25 protein-coding genes are annotated in these 21557 nt (G+C 51.7%); 23 read left to right on the forward strand and 2 right to left on the reverse strand.

Annotated elements, in window-relative coordinates:
* Nucleotides 1-35 precede the first annotated feature (35 nt).
* The 7 genes from AC5JQI_RS15445 (at nucleotide 36) to ssb (ending at nucleotide 5720) form a co-directional block, all read left to right on the forward strand.
* Nucleotides 36-761 carry a PFL_4669 family integrating conjugative element protein gene (locus AC5JQI_RS15445; RefSeq protein WP_493912809.1) on the forward strand — a complete coding sequence of 242 codons (726 nt, stop codon included), beginning with the start codon at nucleotides 36-38 and terminating at the stop codon, nucleotides 759-761.
* Nucleotide 762: 1 nt separating this feature from the next.
* The gene (locus tag AC5JQI_RS15450; protein ID WP_493912810.1) at nucleotides 763-2757 is read left to right on the forward strand and encodes a DNA topoisomerase III; all 1995 of its coding nucleotides are present in this window, start codon (nucleotides 763-765) and stop codon (nucleotides 2755-2757) included.
* 88 nt (nucleotides 2758-2845) lie between these two features.
* Entirely contained in the window at nucleotides 2846-3142 is a 297-nt protein-coding gene (locus tag AC5JQI_RS15455; RefSeq protein ID WP_493912811.1) for a hypothetical protein, read from the forward strand.
* An 84-nt stretch (nucleotides 3143-3226) separates the two neighbouring features.
* A complete protein-coding gene (locus AC5JQI_RS15460) occupies nucleotides 3227-3691 on the forward strand; it encodes an STY4534 family ICE replication protein (RefSeq protein ID WP_275365610.1) in 465 nt (154 codons plus the stop codon).
* Between the two features lie 159 nt (nucleotides 3692-3850).
* A complete protein-coding gene (locus AC5JQI_RS15465) occupies nucleotides 3851-4972 on the forward strand; it encodes an ISAs1 family transposase (protein ID WP_493912134.1) in 1122 nt (373 codons plus the stop codon).
* A 14-nt stretch (nucleotides 4973-4986) separates the two neighbouring features.
* A complete protein-coding gene (locus AC5JQI_RS15470; protein WP_493912812.1) occupies nucleotides 4987-5190 on the forward strand; it encodes a hypothetical protein in 204 nt (67 codons plus the stop codon).
* Nucleotides 5191-5207: 17 nt separating this feature from the next.
* Nucleotides 5208-5720: a single-stranded DNA-binding protein gene (ssb, locus tag AC5JQI_RS15475; RefSeq protein WP_493914706.1), complete on the forward strand. Its 513-nt coding sequence runs from the start codon at nucleotides 5208-5210 to the stop codon at nucleotides 5718-5720.
* A gap of 282 nt (nucleotides 5721-6002) precedes the next feature.
* Here ssb and AC5JQI_RS15480 read toward each other — a convergent pair whose 3' ends face one another.
* Entirely contained in the window at nucleotides 6003-7052 is a 1050-nt protein-coding gene (locus AC5JQI_RS15480; RefSeq protein WP_493912813.1) for an Abi family protein, read from the reverse strand.
* A gap of 626 nt (nucleotides 7053-7678) precedes the next feature.
* On the opposite strand from AC5JQI_RS15480, the gene AC5JQI_RS15485 reads away from it, so the two are divergent.
* From AC5JQI_RS15485 to AC5JQI_RS15510, 6 genes are all read left to right on the forward strand, one after another.
* Entirely contained in the window at nucleotides 7679-7963 is a 285-nt protein-coding gene (locus AC5JQI_RS15485) for a helix-turn-helix domain-containing protein (protein ID WP_493912814.1), read from the forward strand.
* Between the two features lie 105 nt (nucleotides 7964-8068).
* Nucleotides 8069-8605: a PFGI-1 class ICE element type IV pilus protein PilL2 gene (gene pilL2, locus AC5JQI_RS15490; RefSeq protein WP_493912815.1), complete on the forward strand. Its 537-nt coding sequence runs from the start codon at nucleotides 8069-8071 to the stop codon at nucleotides 8603-8605.
* Nucleotides 8602-9300, forward strand: a complete 699-nt coding sequence (locus AC5JQI_RS15495) for a TIGR03759 family integrating conjugative element protein (RefSeq protein ID WP_493912816.1) — start codon at nucleotides 8602-8604, stop codon at nucleotides 9298-9300. The genes pilL2 and AC5JQI_RS15495 overlap by 4 nt, the downstream gene beginning before the upstream one ends.
* Nucleotides 9279-9818: an integrating conjugative element protein gene (locus tag AC5JQI_RS15500; RefSeq protein ID WP_493912817.1), complete on the forward strand. Its 540-nt coding sequence runs from the start codon at nucleotides 9279-9281 to the stop codon at nucleotides 9816-9818. The genes AC5JQI_RS15495 and AC5JQI_RS15500 overlap by 22 nt, the downstream gene beginning before the upstream one ends.
* On the forward strand, nucleotides 9815-11878 hold the full coding sequence (gene traD / locus AC5JQI_RS15505) for a type IV conjugative transfer system coupling protein TraD (protein WP_493912818.1): 2064 nt from the start codon (nucleotides 9815-9817) through the stop codon (nucleotides 11876-11878). Before AC5JQI_RS15500 ends, traD begins: the two co-directional genes overlap by 4 nt.
* A 9-nt stretch (nucleotides 11879-11887) precedes the next feature.
* On the forward strand, nucleotides 11888-12646 hold the full coding sequence (locus tag AC5JQI_RS15510) for a TIGR03747 family integrating conjugative element membrane protein (RefSeq protein WP_493912819.1): 759 nt from the start codon (nucleotides 11888-11890) through the stop codon (nucleotides 12644-12646).
* A gap of 87 nt (nucleotides 12647-12733) precedes the next feature.
* On the opposite strand, the gene AC5JQI_RS15515 is transcribed toward AC5JQI_RS15510, so the two are convergent.
* Entirely contained in the window at nucleotides 12734-13426 is a 693-nt protein-coding gene (locus tag AC5JQI_RS15515; RefSeq protein WP_493912820.1) for a DUF5710 domain-containing protein, read from the reverse strand.
* Nucleotides 13427-13699: 273 nt separating this feature from the next.
* Between AC5JQI_RS15515 and AC5JQI_RS15520 the strand changes: the two genes are divergently transcribed.
* From AC5JQI_RS15520 to AC5JQI_RS15565, 10 genes are all read left to right on the forward strand, one after another.
* The gene (locus AC5JQI_RS15520) at nucleotides 13700-14029 is read left to right on the forward strand and encodes an integrative conjugative element protein, RAQPRD family (protein WP_013185220.1); all 330 of its coding nucleotides are present in this window, start codon (nucleotides 13700-13702) and stop codon (nucleotides 14027-14029) included.
* Entirely contained in the window at nucleotides 14026-14262 is a 237-nt protein-coding gene (locus tag AC5JQI_RS15525; protein WP_012988041.1) for a TIGR03758 family integrating conjugative element protein, read from the forward strand. The genes AC5JQI_RS15520 and AC5JQI_RS15525 overlap by 4 nt, the downstream gene beginning before the upstream one ends.
* A 71-nt stretch (nucleotides 14263-14333) precedes the next feature.
* On the forward strand, nucleotides 14334-14675 hold the full coding sequence (locus AC5JQI_RS15530) for a TIGR03745 family integrating conjugative element membrane protein (protein ID WP_167335072.1): 342 nt from the start codon (nucleotides 14334-14336) through the stop codon (nucleotides 14673-14675).
* Between the two features lie 10 nt (nucleotides 14676-14685).
* Nucleotides 14686-15060 carry a TIGR03750 family conjugal transfer protein gene (locus tag AC5JQI_RS15535; RefSeq protein WP_041981913.1) on the forward strand — a complete coding sequence of 125 codons (375 nt, stop codon included), beginning with the start codon at nucleotides 14686-14688 and terminating at the stop codon, nucleotides 15058-15060.
* The gene (locus AC5JQI_RS15540; protein ID WP_493912821.1) at nucleotides 15057-15713 is read left to right on the forward strand and encodes a PFL_4703 family integrating conjugative element protein; all 657 of its coding nucleotides are present in this window, start codon (nucleotides 15057-15059) and stop codon (nucleotides 15711-15713) included. Before AC5JQI_RS15535 ends, AC5JQI_RS15540 begins: the two co-directional genes overlap by 4 nt.
* Entirely contained in the window at nucleotides 15710-16546 is an 837-nt protein-coding gene (locus AC5JQI_RS15545) for a TIGR03749 family integrating conjugative element protein (protein ID WP_493912822.1), read from the forward strand. The genes AC5JQI_RS15540 and AC5JQI_RS15545 overlap by 4 nt, the downstream gene beginning before the upstream one ends.
* A complete protein-coding gene (locus AC5JQI_RS15550; protein ID WP_493912823.1) occupies nucleotides 16536-17966 on the forward strand; it encodes a TIGR03752 family integrating conjugative element protein in 1431 nt (476 codons plus the stop codon). The genes AC5JQI_RS15545 and AC5JQI_RS15550 overlap by 11 nt, the downstream gene beginning before the upstream one ends.
* Nucleotides 17966-18322, forward strand: coding sequence for a hypothetical protein (locus AC5JQI_RS15555; RefSeq protein WP_013185146.1), 357 nt, complete (start codon nucleotides 17966-17968; stop codon nucleotides 18320-18322). The genes AC5JQI_RS15550 and AC5JQI_RS15555 overlap by 1 nt, the downstream gene beginning before the upstream one ends.
* Complete coding sequence (locus AC5JQI_RS15560; protein ID WP_012988034.1) at nucleotides 18310-18711, forward strand: TIGR03751 family conjugal transfer lipoprotein; 402 nt, start codon at nucleotides 18310-18312, stop codon at nucleotides 18709-18711. Before AC5JQI_RS15555 ends, AC5JQI_RS15560 begins: the two co-directional genes overlap by 13 nt.
* Nucleotides 18711-21476 carry a conjugative transfer ATPase gene (locus AC5JQI_RS15565; protein ID WP_493912824.1) on the forward strand — a complete coding sequence of 922 codons (2766 nt, stop codon included), beginning with the start codon at nucleotides 18711-18713 and terminating at the stop codon, nucleotides 21474-21476. Before AC5JQI_RS15560 ends, AC5JQI_RS15565 begins: the two co-directional genes overlap by 1 nt.
* Nucleotides 21477-21557 lie beyond the last annotated feature (81 nt).

The following is a 21557-nucleotide window of genomic DNA, read 5'->3' on the forward strand; positions in this document are numbered from 1 at the left end:
ACAGACATAAACCGACCAAACAGGAGTTGCTCTTTATGTCTGAACCTGATGAAAAAACCGCACCGTCGCCACCCCGTCGTGTCGGTGCACTGAAATCCGCATTAACCATTGAACTGCACACCCACTACGCGATCCGCCTCTGGGAAGGACGTAAAAAAGAAGACGTTACCGGCCGTCGTCAATACCCGGACATTATCGGCATGCCGCAGGTGATTAAACGCGCCGGCACCATCAGTGTGGATGCCGCTGCCGATAACCCGTATGCCGACAGCTGGCTGATTAAACTGGAACAGGCACTGGTGACGGCGTCGGCCAGTCTTCAGCAGAGTATTGCCACCTTGCAGGAGATCCTGAATGCCCTGCCGGCACAGATTACGTTATCCTCCGTCTCTTCCGTCGAACCGCTGAATATCGGCGTCTACAGTCATTCTCCGCTGGGTTACCGCTGTGTCTGGCTGCTGGTAGGTTTCGACCAGCTGGCGATGAAAACCTTTCAGGCCTTTCATTACGGTTTTATTTCCCGTTCAGAGCGGGATACGTTGCTGCATAACGGCAGCCGGGTGATCCGCCAGATTTATGGCCTGGTGCGCTCTTATCGTCCCCTGAAGGTGACCCGCGCAGATATTGAGGAAAAAACGCCGGCAGGTCTTGAAGCCATTAAATGGCTGGGCGAACCGGATCCCGATATTCTGTCGGGCCGGCTGCGTTCTGATTTTTCACCGCCCCTGCGCACGGTGGCTCAGGATGCGGGGAGGGGGTGATATGCCACTGTATTTATGTGAAAAGCCCTCTCAGGCCAGAGATATCGCCCGGGTGCTGGGCGTGAAGCAGCGCGGACAGGGCTATCTTTTTGGCGGCAGTATTACTGTCACCTGGGCTATCGGGCATTTGCTGGAAATGGCTGCACCCGAGCACTATGGCGAACAATTCGGCCCGCCGTGGCGCATGGAACCCCTGCCGGTGCTGCCTGCACAATGGCAGTGGACGGTGAAGAAAGAGACCGCCGATCAGTTTGCGGTGATCAGACAATTACTGAAACAGGCCGACGAAGTGATTATCGCCACCGATGCTGACCGTGAAGGGGAAGTGATTGCCCGGGAACTGCTGGAGTTCTGCTGTTTTACCGGTCCCGTCAGGCGGCTGTGGCTGTCCGCGCTGGATGAAACCAGTATCCGGCAGGCACTGGCCGCAATATTACCGGGGGAGCAAACCGAACCACTCTGGCAGGCCGGACTGGGGCGGGCACGGGCTGACTGGCTGATGGGGATCAATCTGACCCGCCTGTATACCCTGAAAGCGCAGGCACAGGGATTTGGTGAGGTGCTGTCCATCGGGCGGGTACAGACGCCGACACTGGCACTGGTCGTGAACCGCGACAACGATATTGCCCGGTTTGAGCCAAAACCCTACTGGCAGGTGATTGCCGCATTGCAAAAAAATGACATTGGCTTTCGGGTTAAATGGCTGCCTGCGCCCGACGACTGCGATGAAGAAAAACGCTGTATTAAGGAAGATATCGCTCAGAGTGTGGTTCAGTGCTGTCAGCAGGCACAAGATGCTGTGGTGACTGAACTCACGCAGAAACGGGAGAAAACCCCGCCGCCGCTCTGTTTTGATTTGGGGACGCTCCAGCAGGTGGCCTCCCGTCAGTGGGGAATGGGGGCTGGTCAGGTGCTGACGATTGCCCAGTCGTTGTATGAAACCCATAAAGCGACCACCTATCCGCGCACAGATTGCGGTTACCTGCCTGTCTCGATGCGGGAGGGCATTCCGGCCGTGTTCACTGCGCTGACCCGTACCGATCCTGCGATGAACGCCATTATCAGCCAGCTGGATGCCAGCACTCTCTCCCGAGTCTGGAATGACAGCCAAATCACGGCGCACCATGCCATTATTCCGACCCGCCATCCCTTTGATATGACGAAACTGACCGCGGATGAATTAAAGGTCTATCAGTTGATCCGCCAGTATTATCTGGCGCAGTTTCTGCCCGCGCAGGAAACGGATGTGACTGATGTGACATTCACTATCGGCGGGCAGGTATTTCAGGCGAAAGGGCGGGTCAGTGTGGTGACGGGCTGGAAGGCACTGTTTGCCGATGAAAAACAGGCACAGGATCAGGATGGCAATACCGCCCTGCCGGTACTGAAAAAAGCGGAAACCTGCCCGGTGATCCGTGCGGAAATACAGCCCCGGCAAACCCGGCCGCCTGCGCCTTTTACCGAAGGTACACTGATTGCAGCCATGAAAAATGCCGCTGCGTTTATCCACGATCCGCAGCTTAAAAAAGTGCTGCGGGAAAATGCCGGGCTGGGCACGGAGGCCACCCGGGCAGGTATCATTGAAGCCCTGTTTAAACGTCAGCTGCTGGCGCGAAAAAAGAAAAACCTGCATGCAACGCAGCTGGCGCAGGAGCTGATTGCCGGGCTGCCGGACGTCCTGACCCATCCGGGGATGACGGCACTCTGGGAACAGTCACTGGACGACATTGCCCGGGGCCGGGCCACACTGGATGACTTTATGCAGAAACAGGCGCAATGGCTGGCGCATTTAGTGGAAAAGGGCAAAACACAGCCGATCCGGTTTACCCTGCCGAAAACCCCGGCGTGCCCGCGCTGTGGCGGCCCGATGCAAAAACGGGCGGGAAAAACAACCCCGTTCTGGGGCTGCACTCGCTATCCGGCATGCAAAGGGATGCTGAACGCTAATGCGGTGACCGGCTCGCGAAAAAACCGGCGGGGAAATTCGCCGGACTGAAAATGGGATTAAGGATTGACCGCACGGACTGGTGCTTTAAAAATCATGCTGTTTTAGCCGAAAACTCCCGTAGCCTGAAAGGGAGCGCATGATTGCGGTACATCTGCCCACCTTTGAAAGCAGATATTGTCAGTCCAGTGGCAGTGAAGGTTTTTTATTCTTTATGAGTACGTCAGTAACGTCTATACACTTTGTCTTTCAAACTGCCTCTTTGTTGGCTGCGCTCGCTCACCCCGGTCACATAGTTATCTATGCTCCCGGGGATTATGAAAGGCTCCTGCCTTTCACCGGAGGTCAGCCTTTGGCTGGGCAAATTCGTTCCCGACGAATTTTTCATTCCCTTGCCGCCGCGATGCAACCTGAAATCCATTGTGTCGTCGTCTGACGCCCGACGGGAAAAATCATTCCCGTCAGGGAACCGGATTTTCTCCGTCACCCCTTATTTTTTTACCTCCGTGGAGAACATCGCATGTCTGAGAACACCACAGCCTTAACCAAAAATGACTATTTCAACCTGAATATTAAAGGACTGGGCTATCTGAATAACATCCGCCATGTCAGCACTGCCAGCGGGACGTTCCTGAGCTGTGTGATCAATGCGCTGAACGGGCCAAGTGATAACCCGGTTTATGTGCGTTTTGATATCACCGTGGTCGGCAAGGAAGCGACCAGTCTGATCGGTCGTTGCCAGAAATCCGTAGACGAGGACAAAAAAGTGTTGTTAGGCTTCACGTTAAGTAATCCCTCAACCGATATTTTTACCCTGAAACGCGGAGATCATGCCGGTGAACAGCGCGTCAGCCTGAAAGCCCGTCTGATCAAGGTCGACTGGATTAAAATCGGTCAGGAGAAAGTGTATCAGGCCGAACAATCCGACTCGATGCCGCCTCATAACGGCATCACGCAAAAAGAATATGCAGAGAACTCTTTCTGATATTCCGCTGAGCTGCCCTGAACGTTCAGGGCAGCTCTTTATTAATGACCAAAAATAAAAGGATATCGTGATGAATGCTGCACCGATTGGGTTTCTGGCCCAGGGGTTACGCATGAAAATATTTAGTGGATAATTCCCTCATTTTTAGAGGGAATGCAGATGAAAAAATTAGTGGATGTCTTTTCTGATTTTCCAGACCCGCGTTGTCAGGGAAAGATCAGGCACCGTTTTATTGATATCTTAGTGATTGCGGTATGTGCTGTCATTGCCGGCGCTAACGCCTGGACCGATATTGAACAGTATGGTCAACTAAAAAAGGATTGGCTGGGTTCATTTCTTCCGCTCAAAGGCGGTATTCCGTCACATGATACTTTCCGGCGCTGTTTCAGTTTATTAAATCCCCGCCTCTTTGAACGCCATTTTTATCAGTGGGTTTCTCATGATGTTTCTTCAGAAAAGCGGGCGATCATTGCGATTGATGGTAAAAGTTTACGCCATTCGTTTGACAAGAAAATTGAACAAAGCCCATTACATGTGGTAAGTGCATTCTCCGTTGAGAAAGGGCTTAGCTTATGTCAGTGTGCTGTAGACGGAAAATCAAACGAAATTAAGGCCATCCCCACATTATTATCGATGCTTTCCTTGAAAGGCCATCTCGTGACGCTTGATGCGATGGGCTGTCAACGCACGATTGCCCAGCAATTACGCGAGAGCGGAGCCGATTATATTTTGTCCCTTAAAGGCAATCAGGGAAAAACCTTTTCGGAAGCGGTTAACTATTTTCAACAACAACGGGCAACACAAAAACCTTATCTGAAACCTGACCATGATGAATTTGAAGATAGCCATGGGCGTACCGTCAGACGACGCGGATGGGTTCTACCGCTGACACCAGAAACAAAACACTTAGGCTCCTGGCCAGATATTCAGGCTCTTCTGGTCACAGAAACAATACGGCAAGAACAATATTCTGAAACAGTCACCTCTTATTTTCGTTATTATTTAAGTAGTTGTCAGGACGCTCCTGCCTTTCAGTTAGCAGCCATTCGGAAACATTGGGCTATTGAAAATAGCTTACACTGGGTGCTGGATGTCACTTTTCGGGAAGATGATTCACGGATGAGAGAGCAGATCGCCACAAGAATATTTGCCCAATTACGTAAAATGGCGCTCAATATCGTTAAACGGGATACCAACAATAAGTTGAGTTTGAGTGCCCGAAGGAAATCAGCCGGGTGGGATAATGGCTACATGGAAGCCCTGTTATTTAATCAATTTTAGCCTACCAAAATTTCATGCGTAACCCCTGGTTTCTGGCCCTGCAATATTGCCATAAACAACTGCCGTTAATCGTTTTGCGCCGCCGTGCGGGGTTTTATATCGGCACGATGGATGAAGGCATTCCCTGCTCTCGTGAGTCAGTGGAGTATTTTGCCCGGCGTGAACAGGCGGAGTTTGCCCTGAAACAGGGGCAATGGACACAACGTCAGTCAGTTTAACCGATAAGGAAATGGGTATGTCTTCACGCGGGATTAACAAAGTAATTTTAGTGGGTTATCTGGGGCAGGATCCGGAAATCCGTTACCTACCCGCCGGGGGTACCGTGGCAATGCTTTCAATGGCCACCTCAGATAACTGGCGGGATAAACAAACCGGTGAAATACGGGAGAAAACCGAATGGCACCGGGTGGTGATCTTCGGCAAGTTAGCAGAAATTGCCGAGGAATATTTGCAGAAAGGGACTCAGGTTTACATTGAAGGGCAACTGCAAACGCGTAAATGGCAGGATAATCAGGGTCAGGATCGCTATTCAACCGAAGTGGTGGTGAATGTGAATGGGTCAATGCAGATGCTGGGAAGTCGTGGAGATTCGAAGAGTGCAACAGCTCAGCAGGCGGAACATAAGCCAGCACAGCAGCAACTACCGTCTCAAGGCGCTAATCAGGAAAGCAAAAATACACGTGCGTTACAACCTTTAGCGTTACCGGAAAAAGAGGAAGCCGACTGGGATTCGGAGATCCCGTTCTGAGTGGAGTTTTTATCATTAACGTATTGCCCTGTTAAAACAGGGCCTATTTTTGTCATTAAGTAATTAATTTTCGCTATAGCTATATGGATGAAGTTTATGTGATATTTTTTTGGTTTTTTTAACTAACTCATAAGTTATTTTTCGATATATCAATGTGATGAATATTTCTTTCTTTTATTTAGCGGAGATTTACATTTATTTAACAAGAGTGGAAGGCCACATAGTTATAGGTTTGGCTCCTTTCGAAATTGCTGCCGAATTAATCAACCTTTGAAGTGCAATTTACACCTTGATGATTTTTTTTGCATTTGGATAGTGTACAGTGCTTGATTCCGGATAATATTTTACTAAATCATGTTCTTGATATACTCCTATATCACCATGAAGTTCTTCTTTATTTCCAAAAAATATGGCCTTATCTTTTTTGCTTTTTATTAAAATATGATTATCAGAAACATGAATGACCTCTCCTATATGAGACGTATCTAAAAATATGCGCTTTCCCCATTCTGGATTAATCGGTAGTGACTGTATTCCTCCGGGAAGCTGTTTATTTTTCCAGAGCGAATGGATATTGCATAATTTTGCCATTTTCTGATTGTTTTCGATGATATCCAGTAGTTTTAGATTAGAGGGATTTATCCAATAAATTACTTTTAAACAGCGTTCATAGTGCTCAATGACTTTGTTTATAACATCTTCAATTTGATAGGCTTTTTTATCACGCCATAGGGGTTCATGATGAGAAAGTCGGTTACGGATTTTATTAATTTCTTTTAGCTCATTACCGATGCTATTAATGGATAATGGGCGTTCTGTCTGGGTATTCAGTGCATTTGGGAAAACCAAACCTCGTAAACGTGGCCACAGTACCAAATACGTGTTCTTCTGGATATCAAAATCATTTCTAACCATAGAAACCCAGAAACCAAAGGTAAGTTTGGCAATAATATTTTCAGGTGTGTGAGGTTTTTTTTCTTTATTGAGTTGATTTATAGCCGTTTGAATACCTTTATAAGCGGTAGGATTATTTTGTTGTGTGAATGCAGTCACGAACCAACGGAGATCTATCTGGGATTTTTTCTCTTCCCAAACATGGCTGGCAAACTGGCGTTCAATGCGTTCTTCTTCATATTGAATATAGGATTGATAGATGGCATTGCGTAATGAAATTTCAATGATTTGTAATGCAGGTAAGAACACACTGGCCAGTTGTTTGTTCCACAGATAAATACCTAAGCACTGTTCAGGAGATGCTCCACCAAGGATTGGTAACTGATAGGTAGCAAATCTGGAGGCGGAGAGCGATTTAGTGATTGCTTCAATAGTCATTGTGTTGCGATGCTTATTTTTTATGAATTTGGTGTAGTATACTGTTGTTTTGTCTGAGTTTGTATGGCGAAAGTGCATGCGTTGACGCATTTTATTGAATGTTATATAATCTGTAACCAGAGGCAACTCTATTTGTGTAAGCACCCGCCCCTACTCATTTTTATTGATGGTCGGAGTGTGAAGAATATTTTTCGAAAAAAGCTCCTTCAGGAGCTTTTTTTGATCCGGGTTTGGAATATCTCCATGAACCATTAATAGATATTTTATTCTTCTTCATATTGAATATCAGGACAATATGGTAAATTTATCTGATTGATATTTAATGTTATTTTTGTGAATTGATTGGTTTTTACACCTAATTTACTTGTTAAACTTACACATTCGATTATTGAATTAGATAACGTAATTCGTTAAAGTAAAAAAGCTATCGGCAAAATCCGATAGTCGGGGATTAGCAACCCTGAAAGGTCAATCCACTGGTAGGTAGTTTCTACCAGTGTGCCTGCTATCATCCTTTCAATGGTGGTTCAGGCAGGGGAGGCTTCGGCCTCGCCGGATCGATTGACCTCCGGTATTGCTAACCCTGTCTGAACTACCACCAATAATCAAAAGAAGGGGAAGCAGGTATGACTATGACTCACACTCAGAAAGACTGGCACCCAGCCGAAATTATTTGTGCATTACGCAAACGAGGTACAACACTCGCCGCCGTCTCCCGCGAAGCCGGATTAAGCTCTTCAACTCTCGCTAACACCCTGTCACGCGCCTGGCCAAAAGGGGAATGGATCATTGCAAATTACCTCGACGTTCATCCCTCTGAAATTTGGCCGAGCCGTTATTTTGACCAATATGGTCAGTTGATTGAGCGTACCGTGCGCAAAGCGGTTTCAGCAGAATCTTTAGAACAATAAGCGGTAACGTTTTTATTTCCTAAAAGGCAGTTTCAGTTGTTGATTGAATAAATCCTGTTATTTCCTGCACATTGGCGCTTTGATTGCCGGGCAGGAATAACAGGAATGAAAATAACAGTATTCATTGGCGTCTTGGCCATTATCCTGACGGGTTGTCATGCCCCGTCAAAACCATCGCAATCTCAGCGTACTCCCGAAAACACGGTGTCAGTCATGCCGATCACACGTAATATTCAGCCCGTCTTACCTGATATTTATCAACATACGCGGGAAATCGTCCGCTATGGACGTTATCTGCTGGTCAGCACCGACCCGACAGAGGCACAGCGTGACCCGCTTTCACAGTTTATTGAAGTTCATATTCCGGCTTCTCAGCATCCCACCGTGGCGGATGCCCTGCGTGACGTGTTGCGCCAGTCGGGTTACTCGCTATGTGCGCCTGAAAAAACCAATGACATTTTATATCGCCAGCCGCTGCCGTTGGTGCATTATCAGTTAGCTCCCATCCGGCTGCGCACCGCTTTGCAGCTTATGGCAGGCCCGGCCTGGCAACTGGAGGTGGATGAAGTACAGCGTGTGGTTTGTCACCATCTGCGACAGGGGTATCAACTCCCGCAAGCTCAGCTGGAAGGGCGTTTATGAAACTGAACCGAATTGGTCTGATGGCGTGGATAGTGCTCAGCAGTCCGGCATGGGCAGAAACACTGGCACCCTTAACCTCGCAGCAAACGCATGTTGTGGAAAGCCAGAAGCAAACATTGAAAACACAGGCTGAGCAATGGGGATTGAATACGGAGGAATACCAGCGTTATCAGCAATTATTGAATGGGCCAAGGGGGATTCAGTCGCCGGGGCTTGACCCGTTGACAGCATTGGGTATTGAAGCGGAAAGTGAGGCTGACCGCCGCCGTTATGCTGAGCAGTGGGTCAAGGTGGAGTTTGCCCGTACTGAAAAAGAATTGCGCTTTCAGCGGGAAGTGGATGCCGCCTGGCAACGGTTATTTCCGGATGTGTTGCCGGTCAATATGGCGAAATCCGGTGAGGCCAAGGGGCGTTTGGCGTTGTTTGTCAAAATCAACGATTGCCCGCTGTGTGACGCCCGTTTAGCGGAAGCTCTGGCGTTGATGCAACCGGTTGACATCTATCTGGTCGACAGCAAGGGCAATGACGACACACTGCGACAATGGGCTAAAAATCATCGTATCCCCGTTGAACGGGTACGCAACCAGCAAATCACCCTGAATCATGATGCAGGATACTGGTTCCGGTTTGGGCAGGGTGTTATGCCGGTCTTATTGCGGCAGGGAGAACAAGGATGGCAGATCTCATCATTATGAAACGGCTGAGTGTATTTCCCGTTATCGGGATGCTCTGGCTCAATACCAGCCATGCGGAGCTGAACGTCATTGCCGATTTAGGCGGCAAAGATGCCTCGCCTTTTTATGAAAGCATTAATGCCCAGCAAAGCGATGACCCTGTGTCATCGGTGCAGTATTTCTCCTCCGAGATGGCAGGTGAAGCCGCTGTGTTGCCTGTCAGAACACCGGAACTGACGCCGGGAAAAGTCGCAAGCAGACCACTGCAACTGCCGGGAATTGGTGCCCTGTTTTTGATTGGGGATGATCCGGATTCACGCCAGTGGTTAAGCCAGAATGCGGCCATATTGATAAAACGGCATGCCGTGGGTCTGGTGGTGAATGTCAGGGACAGGGCGGGTTTGCAGTCACTGCGGGCATCAGCGCCGGATTTATTGTTATCGCCCGCCTCCGGCACCGAGCTGGCTCGCCGTCTGCAACTGCAACATTATCCGGTGTTGATCACCGACACCCAACTTTCCCAGCAGTTGTCACCATGAGCCGCCGTTATGTGGTTGAAGCCCTGCTGCGTCCTGCCATCGAGCTGAATACGGCGCTGGTCTCCGCCGTGGCCGCGTTTGTCTGTATCAGGGCACCCTGGGCCATCGCACTGGCACCTTCCGTCAGCTATGTCATGGCAGGCGGTTTTGCCGTACTGGCAATGATACGTACATGGCAGGGTATTCAGGTCATCCGTTATCGCAGAAACCTGCGTCGCCTGCCACGTTACCAGATGAGCACCAGGCAAATTCCCGTCAGTCACCGGCAGTTGTTTCTGGGCAGGGGATTTCGCTGGCAACAGAAGCATACCCAGCGTTTGCAGGATACGCGACGACCGGAGGTCGAACGATTTGTGCAACCGTCTCAGGCTTATCAGCTTGCCCGCGCACTGGAGCGTCGAACTGAATACCGTTGGCCGGCATTATCTGCGCTATTACGCAAAGACTCGCCATTTAATCCGGTACGTCCGCTGCCACCAGTGGGCGGTAATCCGGCACTCCACGGTATTGAACCACAGGAGACTGATGTTTTTATGGATCTGCGCGAACGGGTCGGGCATACGCTGGTGATGGGGACTACCCGTGTGGGAAAAACCCGGCTGGCTGAACTGCTTATCACGCAGGATATCCGGCGCGGTGAAGTGGTGATCGTCTTTGATCCCAAAGGCGACGCTGATCTGTTAAGGCGCATTTGGGCAGAAGCGCACCGCGCGGGTCGCGGCAATGAACTGTCCCTCTTTCATCTGGGCTGGCCGGAGATTTCGGCGCGTTATAACGCCGTCGGGCGGTTTGGCCGGGTGTCCGAAGTCGCTTCCCGTCTGGCCGGTCAGCTCAGCGGCGAAGGCAACAGCGCCGCGTTCCGTGAATTTGCCTGGCGGTTTGTCAATATTGTCGCCCGGGCTTTGGTGGCTCTGGGGCACCGGCCGGATTACCAGCTTATCACCCGCTACGTCAATAATATCAGCGAACTGTATCAGCGCTATGCCACCCGAATGATGGAGGAAAGACAGCCGGATCTGCTGGCGCAAATCAATCATTCCCTCAGCAAACTGAAAGAAAAAGACATTCCGCGCAATATGCAGGGGCAACCCGATGCCCTCCGGCTCTGGGCGATGGAAATGACGCTGAGTTCTGACGCAGGCAAGCAACTCTATGACCCGATTCTGGATGGTCTGCGTTCTGCCGTGCGTTATGACCGTACCTATTTTGATAAAATTGTCGCGTCCTTATTGCCGCTGCTGGAAAAACTGACCACAGGCAAAATTGCCGAACTGTTATCGCCGGATTACCTCAATATGACGGATCTACGGCCCATCTTTGACTGGGAGCAGGTGATCCGCAAAAACGGGATTGTTTATATCGGTCTGGATGCACTGTCTGACAGTGATGTGGCCTCAGCCGTGGGCAACAGTATGTTTGCGGATCTGGTCAGTGTCGCCGGGCAGATTTACAAATATGGGATGAATGCCGGATTGCCGGTTCGCCATGACGGGAAACTGGCGATTAATCTGCATTGTGATGAATTCAATGAACTGATGGGTGATGAATTTATTCCGCTGATCAACAAAGGTGGCGGCGCGGGGATGCAGGTCACGGCGTATACCCAGACCTCTTCTGATATCGAAGCCCGTATCGGCAGTCCGGCCAAAACCGCGCAGGTGGTGGGTAACTTCAATACCCTGATTATGCTGCGGGTGCGGGATAACCGGACGGCAGAACTGCTCACCAGCCAGCTTCCTGAAGTGGAAATCTACAGCAAGACGCTGGTATCGGGACATTCAGATATTGCTGATGTGGAACAGGGTCAGGATTTTACCTCTTCCACGCAGGACAGGGTAGGCACCGTCAAAACACCACTGATTACTCCCGCCGAAATGATTAACCTGCCAAAAGGGCAGGCATTCGCGTTACTGGAAGGCGGGCAATTGTGGAAAATCCGCATGCCTTTGCCAACGAGGGATGAGGATGATGCCCTGATGCCGGCCAGTTTGCAGAACATTGCCGAACAGATGCGCAGGCACTACCGCACCAGTGAAAACTGGTGGGAAGAGAAGGGATAGTTTCCGGTCATGGCACAGTCAGAAAATCAGTCCCGCCCATCTTCCCAACCGCCCCGCAAGCATGGCCTGTTGTATCGTCTGTTATGGGAATGCCCGTGGCAGCTCATTGGCTTTGTGGTGATGTCCTGGCTATTCAGCCTGTTACTGGAATATCTCGGTATGGCTTTTTTCTGGCCGGAACAGGGTGCCGCTCACAGTCAGACTATGATGAAGGCAGAGCTTAATTATCTCTCCTCGGAATTTACCCGAAGTCTGTTATTGACAGAACCTTCACAAACCGTTTTGGCATGGCTGGCACAGGTTTATCAGTGGCTGTTTGTGGACAGTGGTTTTATGAACTGGGTTCAAGGGCAGAGGCAATATCAGCTCCATAACAACAATGATTTTATGCGTGAATTCAATACGGTATTACATGGCATATCGGCGCATTTGCAAGAATATTGGCTGACCACGGTATTTATCACGATGGTGACGCTGATCCGGCTGGGGATCCTGCTGTTATCCGTGCCCCTGTTTGTAATGGTGGTGTTAGTGGCACTGGTCGACGGGCTGGGACGACGGGATTTGCGTCGCTACGGAGCCGGGTATGAATCCAGTTTTGTCTATCACCATGCCAAGCGAGGGATAAAACCGGCCTGCACGGTTCCCTGTGTACTGTATTTATCGTGGCCGGAGGTGGTGTATCCCACGGTAATCTTGTTGCCTGCGGCGATAGTGCTGGGCATAGCGATTGTGATAACAACATCCATGTTTAAGAAATATATTTAGACGCTGGATGCTGATGTGCAAAACGTTTTTTGTTTTGCACACCAGCGCCAGCAGACAAGCCGCTCAGCGGCGCGTCAGTCTTTCAAACTAATGCCGATACGTTGACGGCACATTCACCACCTGCGTCATCCATTCAAACCCGTCACACGCTTTACAAATACGGTTATCCTGCTTCGGGTCAAAATGGTAGTGATGATGCGAGATATCTTCACAATACCCCACAAACGGCTGATCGATACGATGCAGCTGAATAGCCGCCGCCTGCTCTTTGGCAGCAGGGAAAAACGCGCCGCCGACTTCGGCAAACAATTCGGTATCATCCTGTTGTGCGCCACAGTGTTCGCAATGGTTTATCCAGTGCTGCCGGCGCAGCCGTTGGCTGACGGCTTTGCGCAGAGTGTGATGAAAGCCGGGCAGTACGCTACGCACGAGAGAGGGAATATCAGCGATATAAAACAAAAATGCCGGGCTGTCCTGCTCGGTATAATCAACTTCTGTGCCGGGTTCATCGCCGTTATCCGCTTCCAGCAGTTGGTGCCCGGCTGGCAGCATAAACGCGGTCACCGTGGTGTGTTCATGACAGTGCGGGCAGGTCGTCCGGGTCTGGGCGAGATACCAGTATTCAGCGTGCACATTGTAGAACGGCAACCAGTTCATAAACGGCGTCGGGTCAACACTGTTATCGATATACCAGATTTGGGCGGCGGCATCCCAGCGTGCACCCAGCTTCCGTGCCTTTTCATATTCATCATCGGGGACGTTTAAATCAATCCGCAGCATGTGCTTTCCTTCATTCTTAAATCGTTAACCATACCCTTCATCTTTCAGGTTGCCTCTTTGTTGGCTGCGTTCACTCACCCCGGTCACATAGTAAACTATGCTCCCGGGGACTCACTCTCTTGCCGCCGCGATCCAACTTGAAATCTATTGGGTAAAATAAATTAGTCAGACTATTTAGCTAATTTTTACCAAAGCATAAAGAGTTTATTGCTGATTTGACCTAAAAAACCCCGCATCCTCGGCTTCCTGAAATCCATGATGAGGTGTGTGTTGATGCGTGGTGACTTTTCTTTGTCCCGTTCTGTCTGTCTGCTGGGGTTGACTGTGCTGTGTATGCCGCTTGCGCAGGCGGCCGAGAAAGACGAACTGGCGAGTGCAAAAAATCTGATTGAGCAGGTGCAGATGGCGCTGGAGCGTGCAAACCTCGCCGAAAAGCAGGCTGACACCCCAACCCGCCCTCGCTATGACTTTGATTACCTCCGTATCAAAGCGGATCTCAACACCATCAAAGCCGGTATCGATCACTATCTGACCCCTTCCCGCGCCCAGCAGCAGGCGTCAGGCACGCTATCCGGTCATTACCGTCAGGAACATCCGCAATGACGGAGGCACAACGCACTGCCTTTACCGTGGCCTCGGGGCATTTTGATATCACTTTTCTGTATCTGGTCTGCGTCGGATTTTTCCTGGCCACCCTGTTTCTCTGGGCGGCCTGGGCCGCAGTGGATGTCTGGCACGGCTGGGCGAATGAAAAAATACGTAACCAGACCATCAGCCAGTTTGCCCTGCGAACCGCCCTCTTACTGGTGGTCGCGGTCTGGATGTTTGCCAGCTGATGCAACGAACATAATGAACAAGGAATGGATTGAACATGAAGCCAATTTTTACCGTTTGCCGTCGTATCAGTATGCACCTGATAACCAGAATAAGTACCTTTCTTTTGCTGTCGGGTCTTTCCTGTCAATCAGCCCGGGCCGATTTGCCGGCTATCGAACCGCCAAAAAGTGGCGGCGGGGGCGGATTACTGGGACAGGTGAAAGGCTATGCGCAGGATGGCATTGTGATTGGCGGGCTGATCCTTTCGGCCGTCGCGTTCTTTAAGGTCGCGTCGGCGGCGGTTGAAACCTTCTCCGAAGTGCGGGACGGCAAAGCCACCTGGACACAATTCGGTTCTATCATCGTAGTCGGTGTGGTGCTGTTGGTTGCGGTGATTTGGCTGCTGGCGAAATCGGCTGGCATTATTTTTTAAGGTGCAATTTATGCAGACGATCCCTTTCCTGCCTGATCGCTTAAATGCCGAACCGATCGTATTCCGGGGATTCACCACACCGGAAATGGGGCTGGCCGCTTTGCTGGGGCTGGTGTTCGGGCTGATGGTGAGCCTTCCTTTTATCCCGTTAGCCGGCTGGGTCATGATACCGACGGGTATGCTGTTCATGCCCTTGTTATTGATTAGTTTTGGTGGGCGCTGGCTCGCGCAGCTTAAGCGCGGCAAACCGGAAAATTATCTCTGGCTGAAGCTGGAAGAGAAAAAACGCCGGCTGGGTATCGGTGATCCGGCATTGATTATTGCGGCTCAGGGCTGGTCGTTGCGCCGAAGCAGGCTGACTCATCGTAACGGGAGCCTGCGATGAGCCGGTTTCGTCATGCGCTGAAAAACCGTGACCAGCATATCCTGACCCTGCGGCTTGCCTGCGGGGTGCTGGTACTGGTCTTGCTGATCACGCTCACGGGCTGGATGGCCTCACCGCGCAATCTTACTATCCATAATCCGCCGGACTTACGCAGCGGCAGCACCCGCCCGTGGTGGGAAGTGCCGGCGCCGAGTGTCTACAGTTTTGCCTTTTATCTTTTCCAGCAACTGAATGCCTGGCCGAAAAACGGGGCACAGGACTACCCGGCCAAAATTGCGGCCTTATCGTCTTATCTGACCCCCGCCTGTCAGGATTTTTTGCAGGCGGATGCCAAAACCCGGGCCGACAGTGGTGAACTGCTCGACCGGGTGCGGGTGGTGTATGAAATTCCCGGCCGGGGCTACGGGGCGAAAAGTGTGACGGTGCATAACCGGGATCACTGGGTGGTGCGGCTGGATTTGGTGGCCGATGAATATTATCACGCCGAACCGGTCAAACGGGCGCTGGTGCGCTATCCCCTGAAAGTGGTGCGCTGGGAGGGGGATGCGGAGCGTAACCCCTTCGGGCTGGCGCTGGATTGTTACGACGGGATGCCACAGCGACTGAAAGCCATGCCACAACCTGTGGAAGAGAAAAAGGGGGTGTTCCAATGAAAAGATATCCATCTTGCTCTTCTGCCTGTTTCTGGCCGGGACTGGTCAGCCTTTTGTTGTTCAGCCTCGGTGCAAAGGCTGATGAACTGATGAAATGGGAACGCATTCCGTTACCGGTGACGCTGAAAGTGGGTCAGGAGCGAATTATTTTTGCTGACCGGAATGTCCGTGTTGGTTTGTCCCCGTCACTCAGCGATAAATTGCGCGTGCAGAGCGCAGGCGGCGCGGTTTACCTGAAAGCCAGTCATGCCTTTTCGCCAACCCGCCTGCAATTGCAGGACAGTGAAAACGGCGAAATTATCTTACTGGATATCACCGCTACCAAAACGGGGTCAACGGAACCCGTCCGCATTCTTTATCCGGATGAAAAAAGTTCTGCCCCAAAAGAGGGTGCACAGCTTCAGAGAAAATCAGTACCTTCGGCTCCCGTGCCTGTGGTATTAACCCGCTATGCCGCGCAGCAGCTGTATGCCCCGCTGCGTACCGTTGAGCCGGTTACGGGTATCCATCCGGTCAGTCTGCATTTACCCGGATCCATCACGACACTCTATCCTTCAGAACCGATTGCGGTTTCCCCGCTGGCTGGCTGGGGCGTGCAAAATTACGCGGTGGTAGCCCTGAAACTGCGTAATACGGTCAAACGCAACATCACGCTCGACCCACGGGCTTTGCAGGGACAGTTTGTGGCAGCGACGTTTCAGCATCGCTGGCTGGGCGAAGCAGGGACACCGGAAGATACCACAGTGCTGTATCTTGTGACCCGAGGACAGCCGGATAATGCCTTTATCCTTGAGCCGGTAACGGTGAAACCGGGAGGCCGTCATGCAGGTTAAATCCAACAGTCTGGTGAAAATCCTGGTGCCGGTGGTGCTGATGGTCGGCGGGTTTATCGGCATCAAAAGTTGCAGCTCAACAGACAGTACCGCACCCAACACACCCCAGAATAATGTTCTGTCCACGTTGTCACCGGAGGAGTTACAGGCGCTGGGTGTCGGCGGTGATACGCCGGAAGATACCTTGCGTACGCTGGTGGGAACACTCAATAAAGTGCGGTCAGAGCAGCAACGCTTAGGTCAGCAGAATGCCGATATCCTGAAAGAAAATGACCAGTTAAAAAATCAGCGTCAGGATGTCGCCGGTCAGATAGACGCGGCGGTAGCAGCTATCCGGCAGGACGATGAACAGCGCCGGCGTGAATTACAGGATGAACAGCAGGGATTGCTGGCACAGATTGATTTACTGACAGAACGGCTGAATTCAACGCCTTTGTCTGCGCCGGACAGTCCGATACCACTTGGGTCGGGAAGTATTCCGTATTCTGCCAATTCAGGCACAGGGCAGAATGAACTTATCTGGATAGCACCCGCCGATGAAAAACCGACAGACATGCAAATCCCCGGCAATGGAAAAGCCAAGGCACAATTTCCGGCCTCGTTTTTAAGTGAGCAGTCAGCCACAGGGCAAAATAAACCCCAAAGCCTATCGCTTCAAAACCCATCAAAGGAAGAAAATGACAAACCAGTCTATACCCTGCCTGAAAATGCCACGTTAGTGGGCAGTCAGGCCATGACGGCGTTATTAGGTCGGGTGCCAGTTAATGGCACAGTCACCGACCCCTATCCGTTTAAAATCCTTATCGGCAAAGATAACCTGACGGCCAACGGCATTGAACTGCCGGCGGTGGAAGGGGCGGTGGTGTCCGGCTCGGCCAGTGGTGACTGGACGCTTTCCTGCGTGCGCGGTCAGGTTAATTCCATCACGGTTGTCTTTCAGGACGGCACGGTGCGTACCCTGCCGGGCGCAGGGCAAAACACCCACAGCAGTGCGGACGGCATCGGCTGGCTGTCCGATGAAAACGGCATTCCCTGTATCAGCGGTGAACGCAAATCCAATGCCAGCACTTATCTGCCGACCCTGTTTGCCCTCTCGGCCATGAATTCGGCCGGCGATGCCCTGAGTGAAAGTCAGCGTACCGCCCAGACCAACGGCACAGGCGGTATCACGACCGCGTTAACGGGCAATGCCGGACAGGCGGCATTAGGCAAAGCGATGTCAGGTGGCATGAATGACCTGAGTGAATGGCTCAAACAGCGCTACAGCCAGACGTTTGATGCGGTTTACGTCCCGCCCGGTGCCCGTGTTGTGGTGCATATCACACAACGCCTGGCGATTGATTATGAAACGAAAGGACGTAAGGTGCGCTACGGCGTGAGTGAGACCGCCGAACGTGATAATCAGGAAGCATTAGATTAATGGAAAAGATCCCTTCTCAGTGGATATTCAGTGCGGGTTCCCCGTATTGCCTGCAAGTGCCGGTGACGTCACTGGCTGAACCGACACGGGTGCAGCTTTACTGGCGTGCGGTGCGTAAAAAAGAGAGTCGGTTGTACCTTTCAACCGGCAGAGAATGTCAGCCGTTGAGTGACGGAGATTTTACTGTCTTTCGCCTGACGGAAACCCAGTGGCAGGCGGTGGTAGAAGGCAAAGCCAGCATGGCGCCTGAACAATGGGTGCCTTTGCCCTTTACCTTATCAGAATTGGCAGTACATCCGGAATTTGCCATGTTTACTGCTCTTGGTATCCCGGAGGCCGCCGTATGCGGAAAATAAAATATTATTGGCTGTTGGGGTTGGCAGGGCTATTAGTCGGATGTACCACTTCGAAAGACGCCTTACTCCCTGCCGGAAAGCAGACAGTACTGGCAATGTGGCAGGGGAATAAGGCAGGTCATGCCACCGAATCGGCAAGGGAAACACTGCGCCGTTCTTTAACTGTATCTGAACGGCTCAGGGCTCTGGAAGAACCTTATCATTACAGCCGTTCAGCCGCGCAGGAAATCAGCCAGCAGTTTCCCCGCTTACCGAATCCCGATATGGTGATGTATATCTTCCCACATCTGGTTGCCGGCAATACGCCGATACCGGGCTACAGTACGGTATTTCCGTTTTACAGCCAAGTACAGTATGCCCTGCCGGGTGAACGCACGGAGGCACTGTAATGGAAAAACTCAAGGCACTGAACCGCCCCGGCAAACTGCGTGAAGCGGATGAAGCCGCCATTTATCAGGCCAATCCTTCTATTATTGATTACCTGCCCTGGGTGGAATATCTGGAAAAAGAACAATGCCTGCTGCTGGATGACGGGATTTCCGTCGGCGCGGTTTATCAAATTGAACCCATCGCCACCGAAGGCCGTCCTGCTGAGCGGTTGACTGAAATCCGGGATCAACTGGAAGATGCGATCCAGGACAGTCTGGAAGAGGACGATATTTCGCCATGGGTGGTGCAGTTTTTTTGTCAGGATGACGATGACCCTGCTGACTATCTCAACACCTTGCGGGGCTATGTGAAACCCTGGGCACAGGGAACACTGTTTACTGACGCCTTTCTGGCGGAATCTGAGCATCACCTGAACAGCATTGCCCGGCCTGACGGGATATTTCAGGACAGCTTAATCACCGGGCAGCCGTGGCGGGGCCAGCAGCGCCAGACCCGTATGGTGGTTTACCGCTGGCTGCCTGACGGGCGCAGATCCCCTGTCAACCATCTGACCTTATCGGCGGTGGCTGCGCTCAATCAGGTCTGCGAGCGGCTGGTTTCATCACTGGCTGCTGCCGGTGTGATTGCCCGCCGACAACATGGCGGGCAGATCCACCGTTGGTTGCTGCGTCATTTTAATCCGGCGCCGGATTGGGGGATGGCAAAAGCCGATTTTTACCGTACCGTCAGTTATGAAGCCCCTACACAATCGGATCTCCCCGTCAGTAATGACTTTGCCGAAAGCCTGTGGTTCACCCCGCCAGTGTCTGATCCCGACGCGGGCGTCTGGTGGTTTGACGGGTTGCCGCATAAAGCGGTGCTGGTTGAGCGTCTGCGCCGTCCGCCGGAACCGGGAACACTGACAGGCGAAGTGAAACGGGGCGACAATATCAATGCCCTGATGGACATGATGCCGGCAGGGACGGTGGTTTCGCTGACCATTGTGGCGCAGGCACAGGACCGACTGGAAGAGGACTTTACCCGGCTGTCGAAAAATGCGGTGGGAGAAAATACCGAATCATTGCGCGTCCGGCAAGATGTGCAGGAAGTGAAGAAACTTCTGGGGCGGCGGCATAAATTGTACCGCAGTGCGCTCACCTTTCTGGTGCGGGGCAGTGATCTGGATGATATCAACCACCGGGTGCATCAGTTATCCTCCACCCTGCTGACAGCGGGATTACAGCCCGTCCGGCCGGAATTCAGTGTGTCACCGCTGAATGCCTGGTTACGGGCACTGCCGATGTGCTTTAACCCGCAGAAAGACAAAAAACACGGGTACAGCCGCCTGACCTGGGTACAGCATCTGGCCGGGTTATTGCCGGTGACAGGCCGTTCGACCGGCACCGGGCATCCGGGGTTCAGTTTCTTTAACCGGGGCGGGGCACCGCTGACCTTTGATCCGATGAACAAACAGGATCGCACCCAGAATGCCCATTTACTGCTGTTTGGTCCGACCGGCGCGGGGAAATCCGCCACCCTGTGCGCCTCGCTCATCCAGTTAATGGCAGTACACCGGCCGCGTCTGTTTATTGTGGAGGCGGGAAACAGTTTTGGCTTGCTGGCCGATTACTATGAAAGTCTGGGGCTGACGGTCAATAAAATCGGTATCAGACCGGGTTGTGGCGTCAGTTTGGCGCTGTTTGCCGATGCACATCAACTGTTGCAACTGAATCTTGGGCAATTGCGCATTAATGAAGCCGATATCCCCGATACCGATGAACAACAAGAAGAGGAGGGGGATGAACAGCGCGATATCCTGGGCGAGATGGAAATTGCCGCCCGACTGATGATCACCGGTGGTGAGAAAAGAGAAGAAGAACGCCTGACCCGTTCTGATCGGGGTCTGATCCGTGAGGCCATTATGATGGCGGCGCAGACCAGCTTTGACGAAGCGCGTCAGATGGTGGCCTCGGATTTACAGAATGCCCTTTATGCCATCGCACGCAATCATCGGCAGGATGAACACGGGCAGCCGTTAATCACCGCATACCGACGGGCACGGGCGGATGAAATGGCCAGCGCTATGTCAATGTTTACACAAGGCTTTGAGGGTGAACTGTTTAACCGCCCCGGTACGCCGTGGCCGGAAGTGGATGTCACCCTGATTGATTTGGGGACACTGGCACGGGAGAATTACTCGGCGCAGATGGCGCTGGCGATGGTCTCGCTGATTAACAAAGTTAATAATCTGGCTGAACGGGATCAATATCAGGATCGCGAACTGCAACTGGTGATTGATGAAGGGCATATCACCACCACTAACCCGTTGTTATCACCCTATATGACTAAAGTGGTCAAAATGTGGCGTAAACTGGGGGCCTGGTTGTGGCTCGCCACCCAAAACTTGGCCGACTACCCCGACACCGCCGAAAAGATGCTGAATATGGCCGAATGGTGGTTATGTCTGACCATGCCACCGGATGAAGTGGAACAAATTGCCCGCTTTAAGAAGCTGACGGAAGAGCAAAAAGCGGTGCTGCTTTCTGCCAGTAAACTGCCCCGCTGTTATACCGAAGGGGTGGTGCTGGCGAAAAAAATTGAAGCCTTGTTTCGGGTGGTGCCACCGAGCCTCTATCTGGCGCTGGGGATGACGGAAAAAGAAGAAAAAGCCGAGCGACGGGCGTTAATGCGTGAGCATCAGTGCAGTGAACTGGAAGCCGCTGTTTTGGTGGCCAGAAAAATGGATATCGCACGGGGGTTAAAGGTTGCTTCCAGTTCTGTATGAACAAACAAGTCATTGATTATATTTTGAGATGGAATGTATCTAATGCCTTCATTTTTCACTACCTTGTTTATAATATCAAAA

The organism is Xenorhabdus sp. XBWT (genome assembly GCF_059072735.1).

Excerpts from the sequence above, each read along its gene's own strand:
- AC5JQI_RS15445 (WP_493912809.1), top strand. The coding sequence starts at position 36 with ATGTCTGAACCTGATGAAAAAACCGCACCGTCGCCACCCCGTCGTGTC.
- AC5JQI_RS15450 (WP_493912810.1), top strand. The coding sequence starts at position 763 with ATGCCACTGTATTTATGTGAAAAGCCCTCTCAGGCCAGAGATATCGCC.
- AC5JQI_RS15455 (WP_493912811.1), top strand. The coding sequence starts at position 2,846 with ATGATTGCGGTACATCTGCCCACCTTTGAAAGCAGATATTGTCAGTCC.
- AC5JQI_RS15460 (WP_275365610.1), top strand. The coding sequence starts at position 3,227 with ATGTCTGAGAACACCACAGCCTTAACCAAAAATGACTATTTCAACCTG.
- AC5JQI_RS15465 (WP_493912134.1), top strand. The coding sequence starts at position 3,851 with ATGAAAAAATTAGTGGATGTCTTTTCTGATTTTCCAGACCCGCGTTGT.
- AC5JQI_RS15470 (WP_493912812.1), top strand. The coding sequence starts at position 4,987 with ATGCGTAACCCCTGGTTTCTGGCCCTGCAATATTGCCATAAACAACTG.
- ssb (WP_493914706.1), top strand. The coding sequence starts at position 5,208 with ATGTCTTCACGCGGGATTAACAAAGTAATTTTAGTGGGTTATCTGGGG.
- AC5JQI_RS15480 (WP_493912813.1), bottom strand. The coding sequence starts at position 7,052 with ATGACTATTGAAGCAATCACTAAATCGCTCTCCGCCTCCAGATTTGCT.
- AC5JQI_RS15485 (WP_493912814.1), top strand. The coding sequence starts at position 7,679 with ATGACTATGACTCACACTCAGAAAGACTGGCACCCAGCCGAAATTATT.
- pilL2 (WP_493912815.1), top strand. The coding sequence starts at position 8,069 with ATGAAAATAACAGTATTCATTGGCGTCTTGGCCATTATCCTGACGGGT.
- AC5JQI_RS15495 (WP_493912816.1), top strand. The coding sequence starts at position 8,602 with ATGAAACTGAACCGAATTGGTCTGATGGCGTGGATAGTGCTCAGCAGT.
- AC5JQI_RS15500 (WP_493912817.1), top strand. The coding sequence starts at position 9,279 with ATGGCAGATCTCATCATTATGAAACGGCTGAGTGTATTTCCCGTTATC.
- traD (WP_493912818.1), top strand. The coding sequence starts at position 9,815 with ATGAGCCGCCGTTATGTGGTTGAAGCCCTGCTGCGTCCTGCCATCGAG.
- AC5JQI_RS15510 (WP_493912819.1), top strand. The coding sequence starts at position 11,888 with ATGGCACAGTCAGAAAATCAGTCCCGCCCATCTTCCCAACCGCCCCGC.
- AC5JQI_RS15515 (WP_493912820.1), bottom strand. The coding sequence starts at position 13,426 with ATGCTGCGGATTGATTTAAACGTCCCCGATGATGAATATGAAAAGGCA.
- AC5JQI_RS15520 (WP_013185220.1), top strand. The coding sequence starts at position 13,700 with ATGCGTGGTGACTTTTCTTTGTCCCGTTCTGTCTGTCTGCTGGGGTTG.
- AC5JQI_RS15525 (WP_012988041.1), top strand. The coding sequence starts at position 14,026 with ATGACGGAGGCACAACGCACTGCCTTTACCGTGGCCTCGGGGCATTTT.
- AC5JQI_RS15530 (WP_167335072.1), top strand. The coding sequence starts at position 14,334 with ATGCACCTGATAACCAGAATAAGTACCTTTCTTTTGCTGTCGGGTCTT.
- AC5JQI_RS15535 (WP_041981913.1), top strand. The coding sequence starts at position 14,686 with ATGCAGACGATCCCTTTCCTGCCTGATCGCTTAAATGCCGAACCGATC.
- AC5JQI_RS15540 (WP_493912821.1), top strand. The coding sequence starts at position 15,057 with ATGAGCCGGTTTCGTCATGCGCTGAAAAACCGTGACCAGCATATCCTG.
- AC5JQI_RS15545 (WP_493912822.1), top strand. The coding sequence starts at position 15,710 with ATGAAAAGATATCCATCTTGCTCTTCTGCCTGTTTCTGGCCGGGACTG.
- AC5JQI_RS15550 (WP_493912823.1), top strand. The coding sequence starts at position 16,536 with ATGCAGGTTAAATCCAACAGTCTGGTGAAAATCCTGGTGCCGGTGGTG.
- AC5JQI_RS15555 (WP_013185146.1), top strand. The coding sequence starts at position 17,966 with ATGGAAAAGATCCCTTCTCAGTGGATATTCAGTGCGGGTTCCCCGTAT.
- AC5JQI_RS15560 (WP_012988034.1), top strand. The coding sequence starts at position 18,310 with ATGCGGAAAATAAAATATTATTGGCTGTTGGGGTTGGCAGGGCTATTA.
- AC5JQI_RS15565 (WP_493912824.1), top strand. The coding sequence starts at position 18,711 with ATGGAAAAACTCAAGGCACTGAACCGCCCCGGCAAACTGCGTGAAGCG.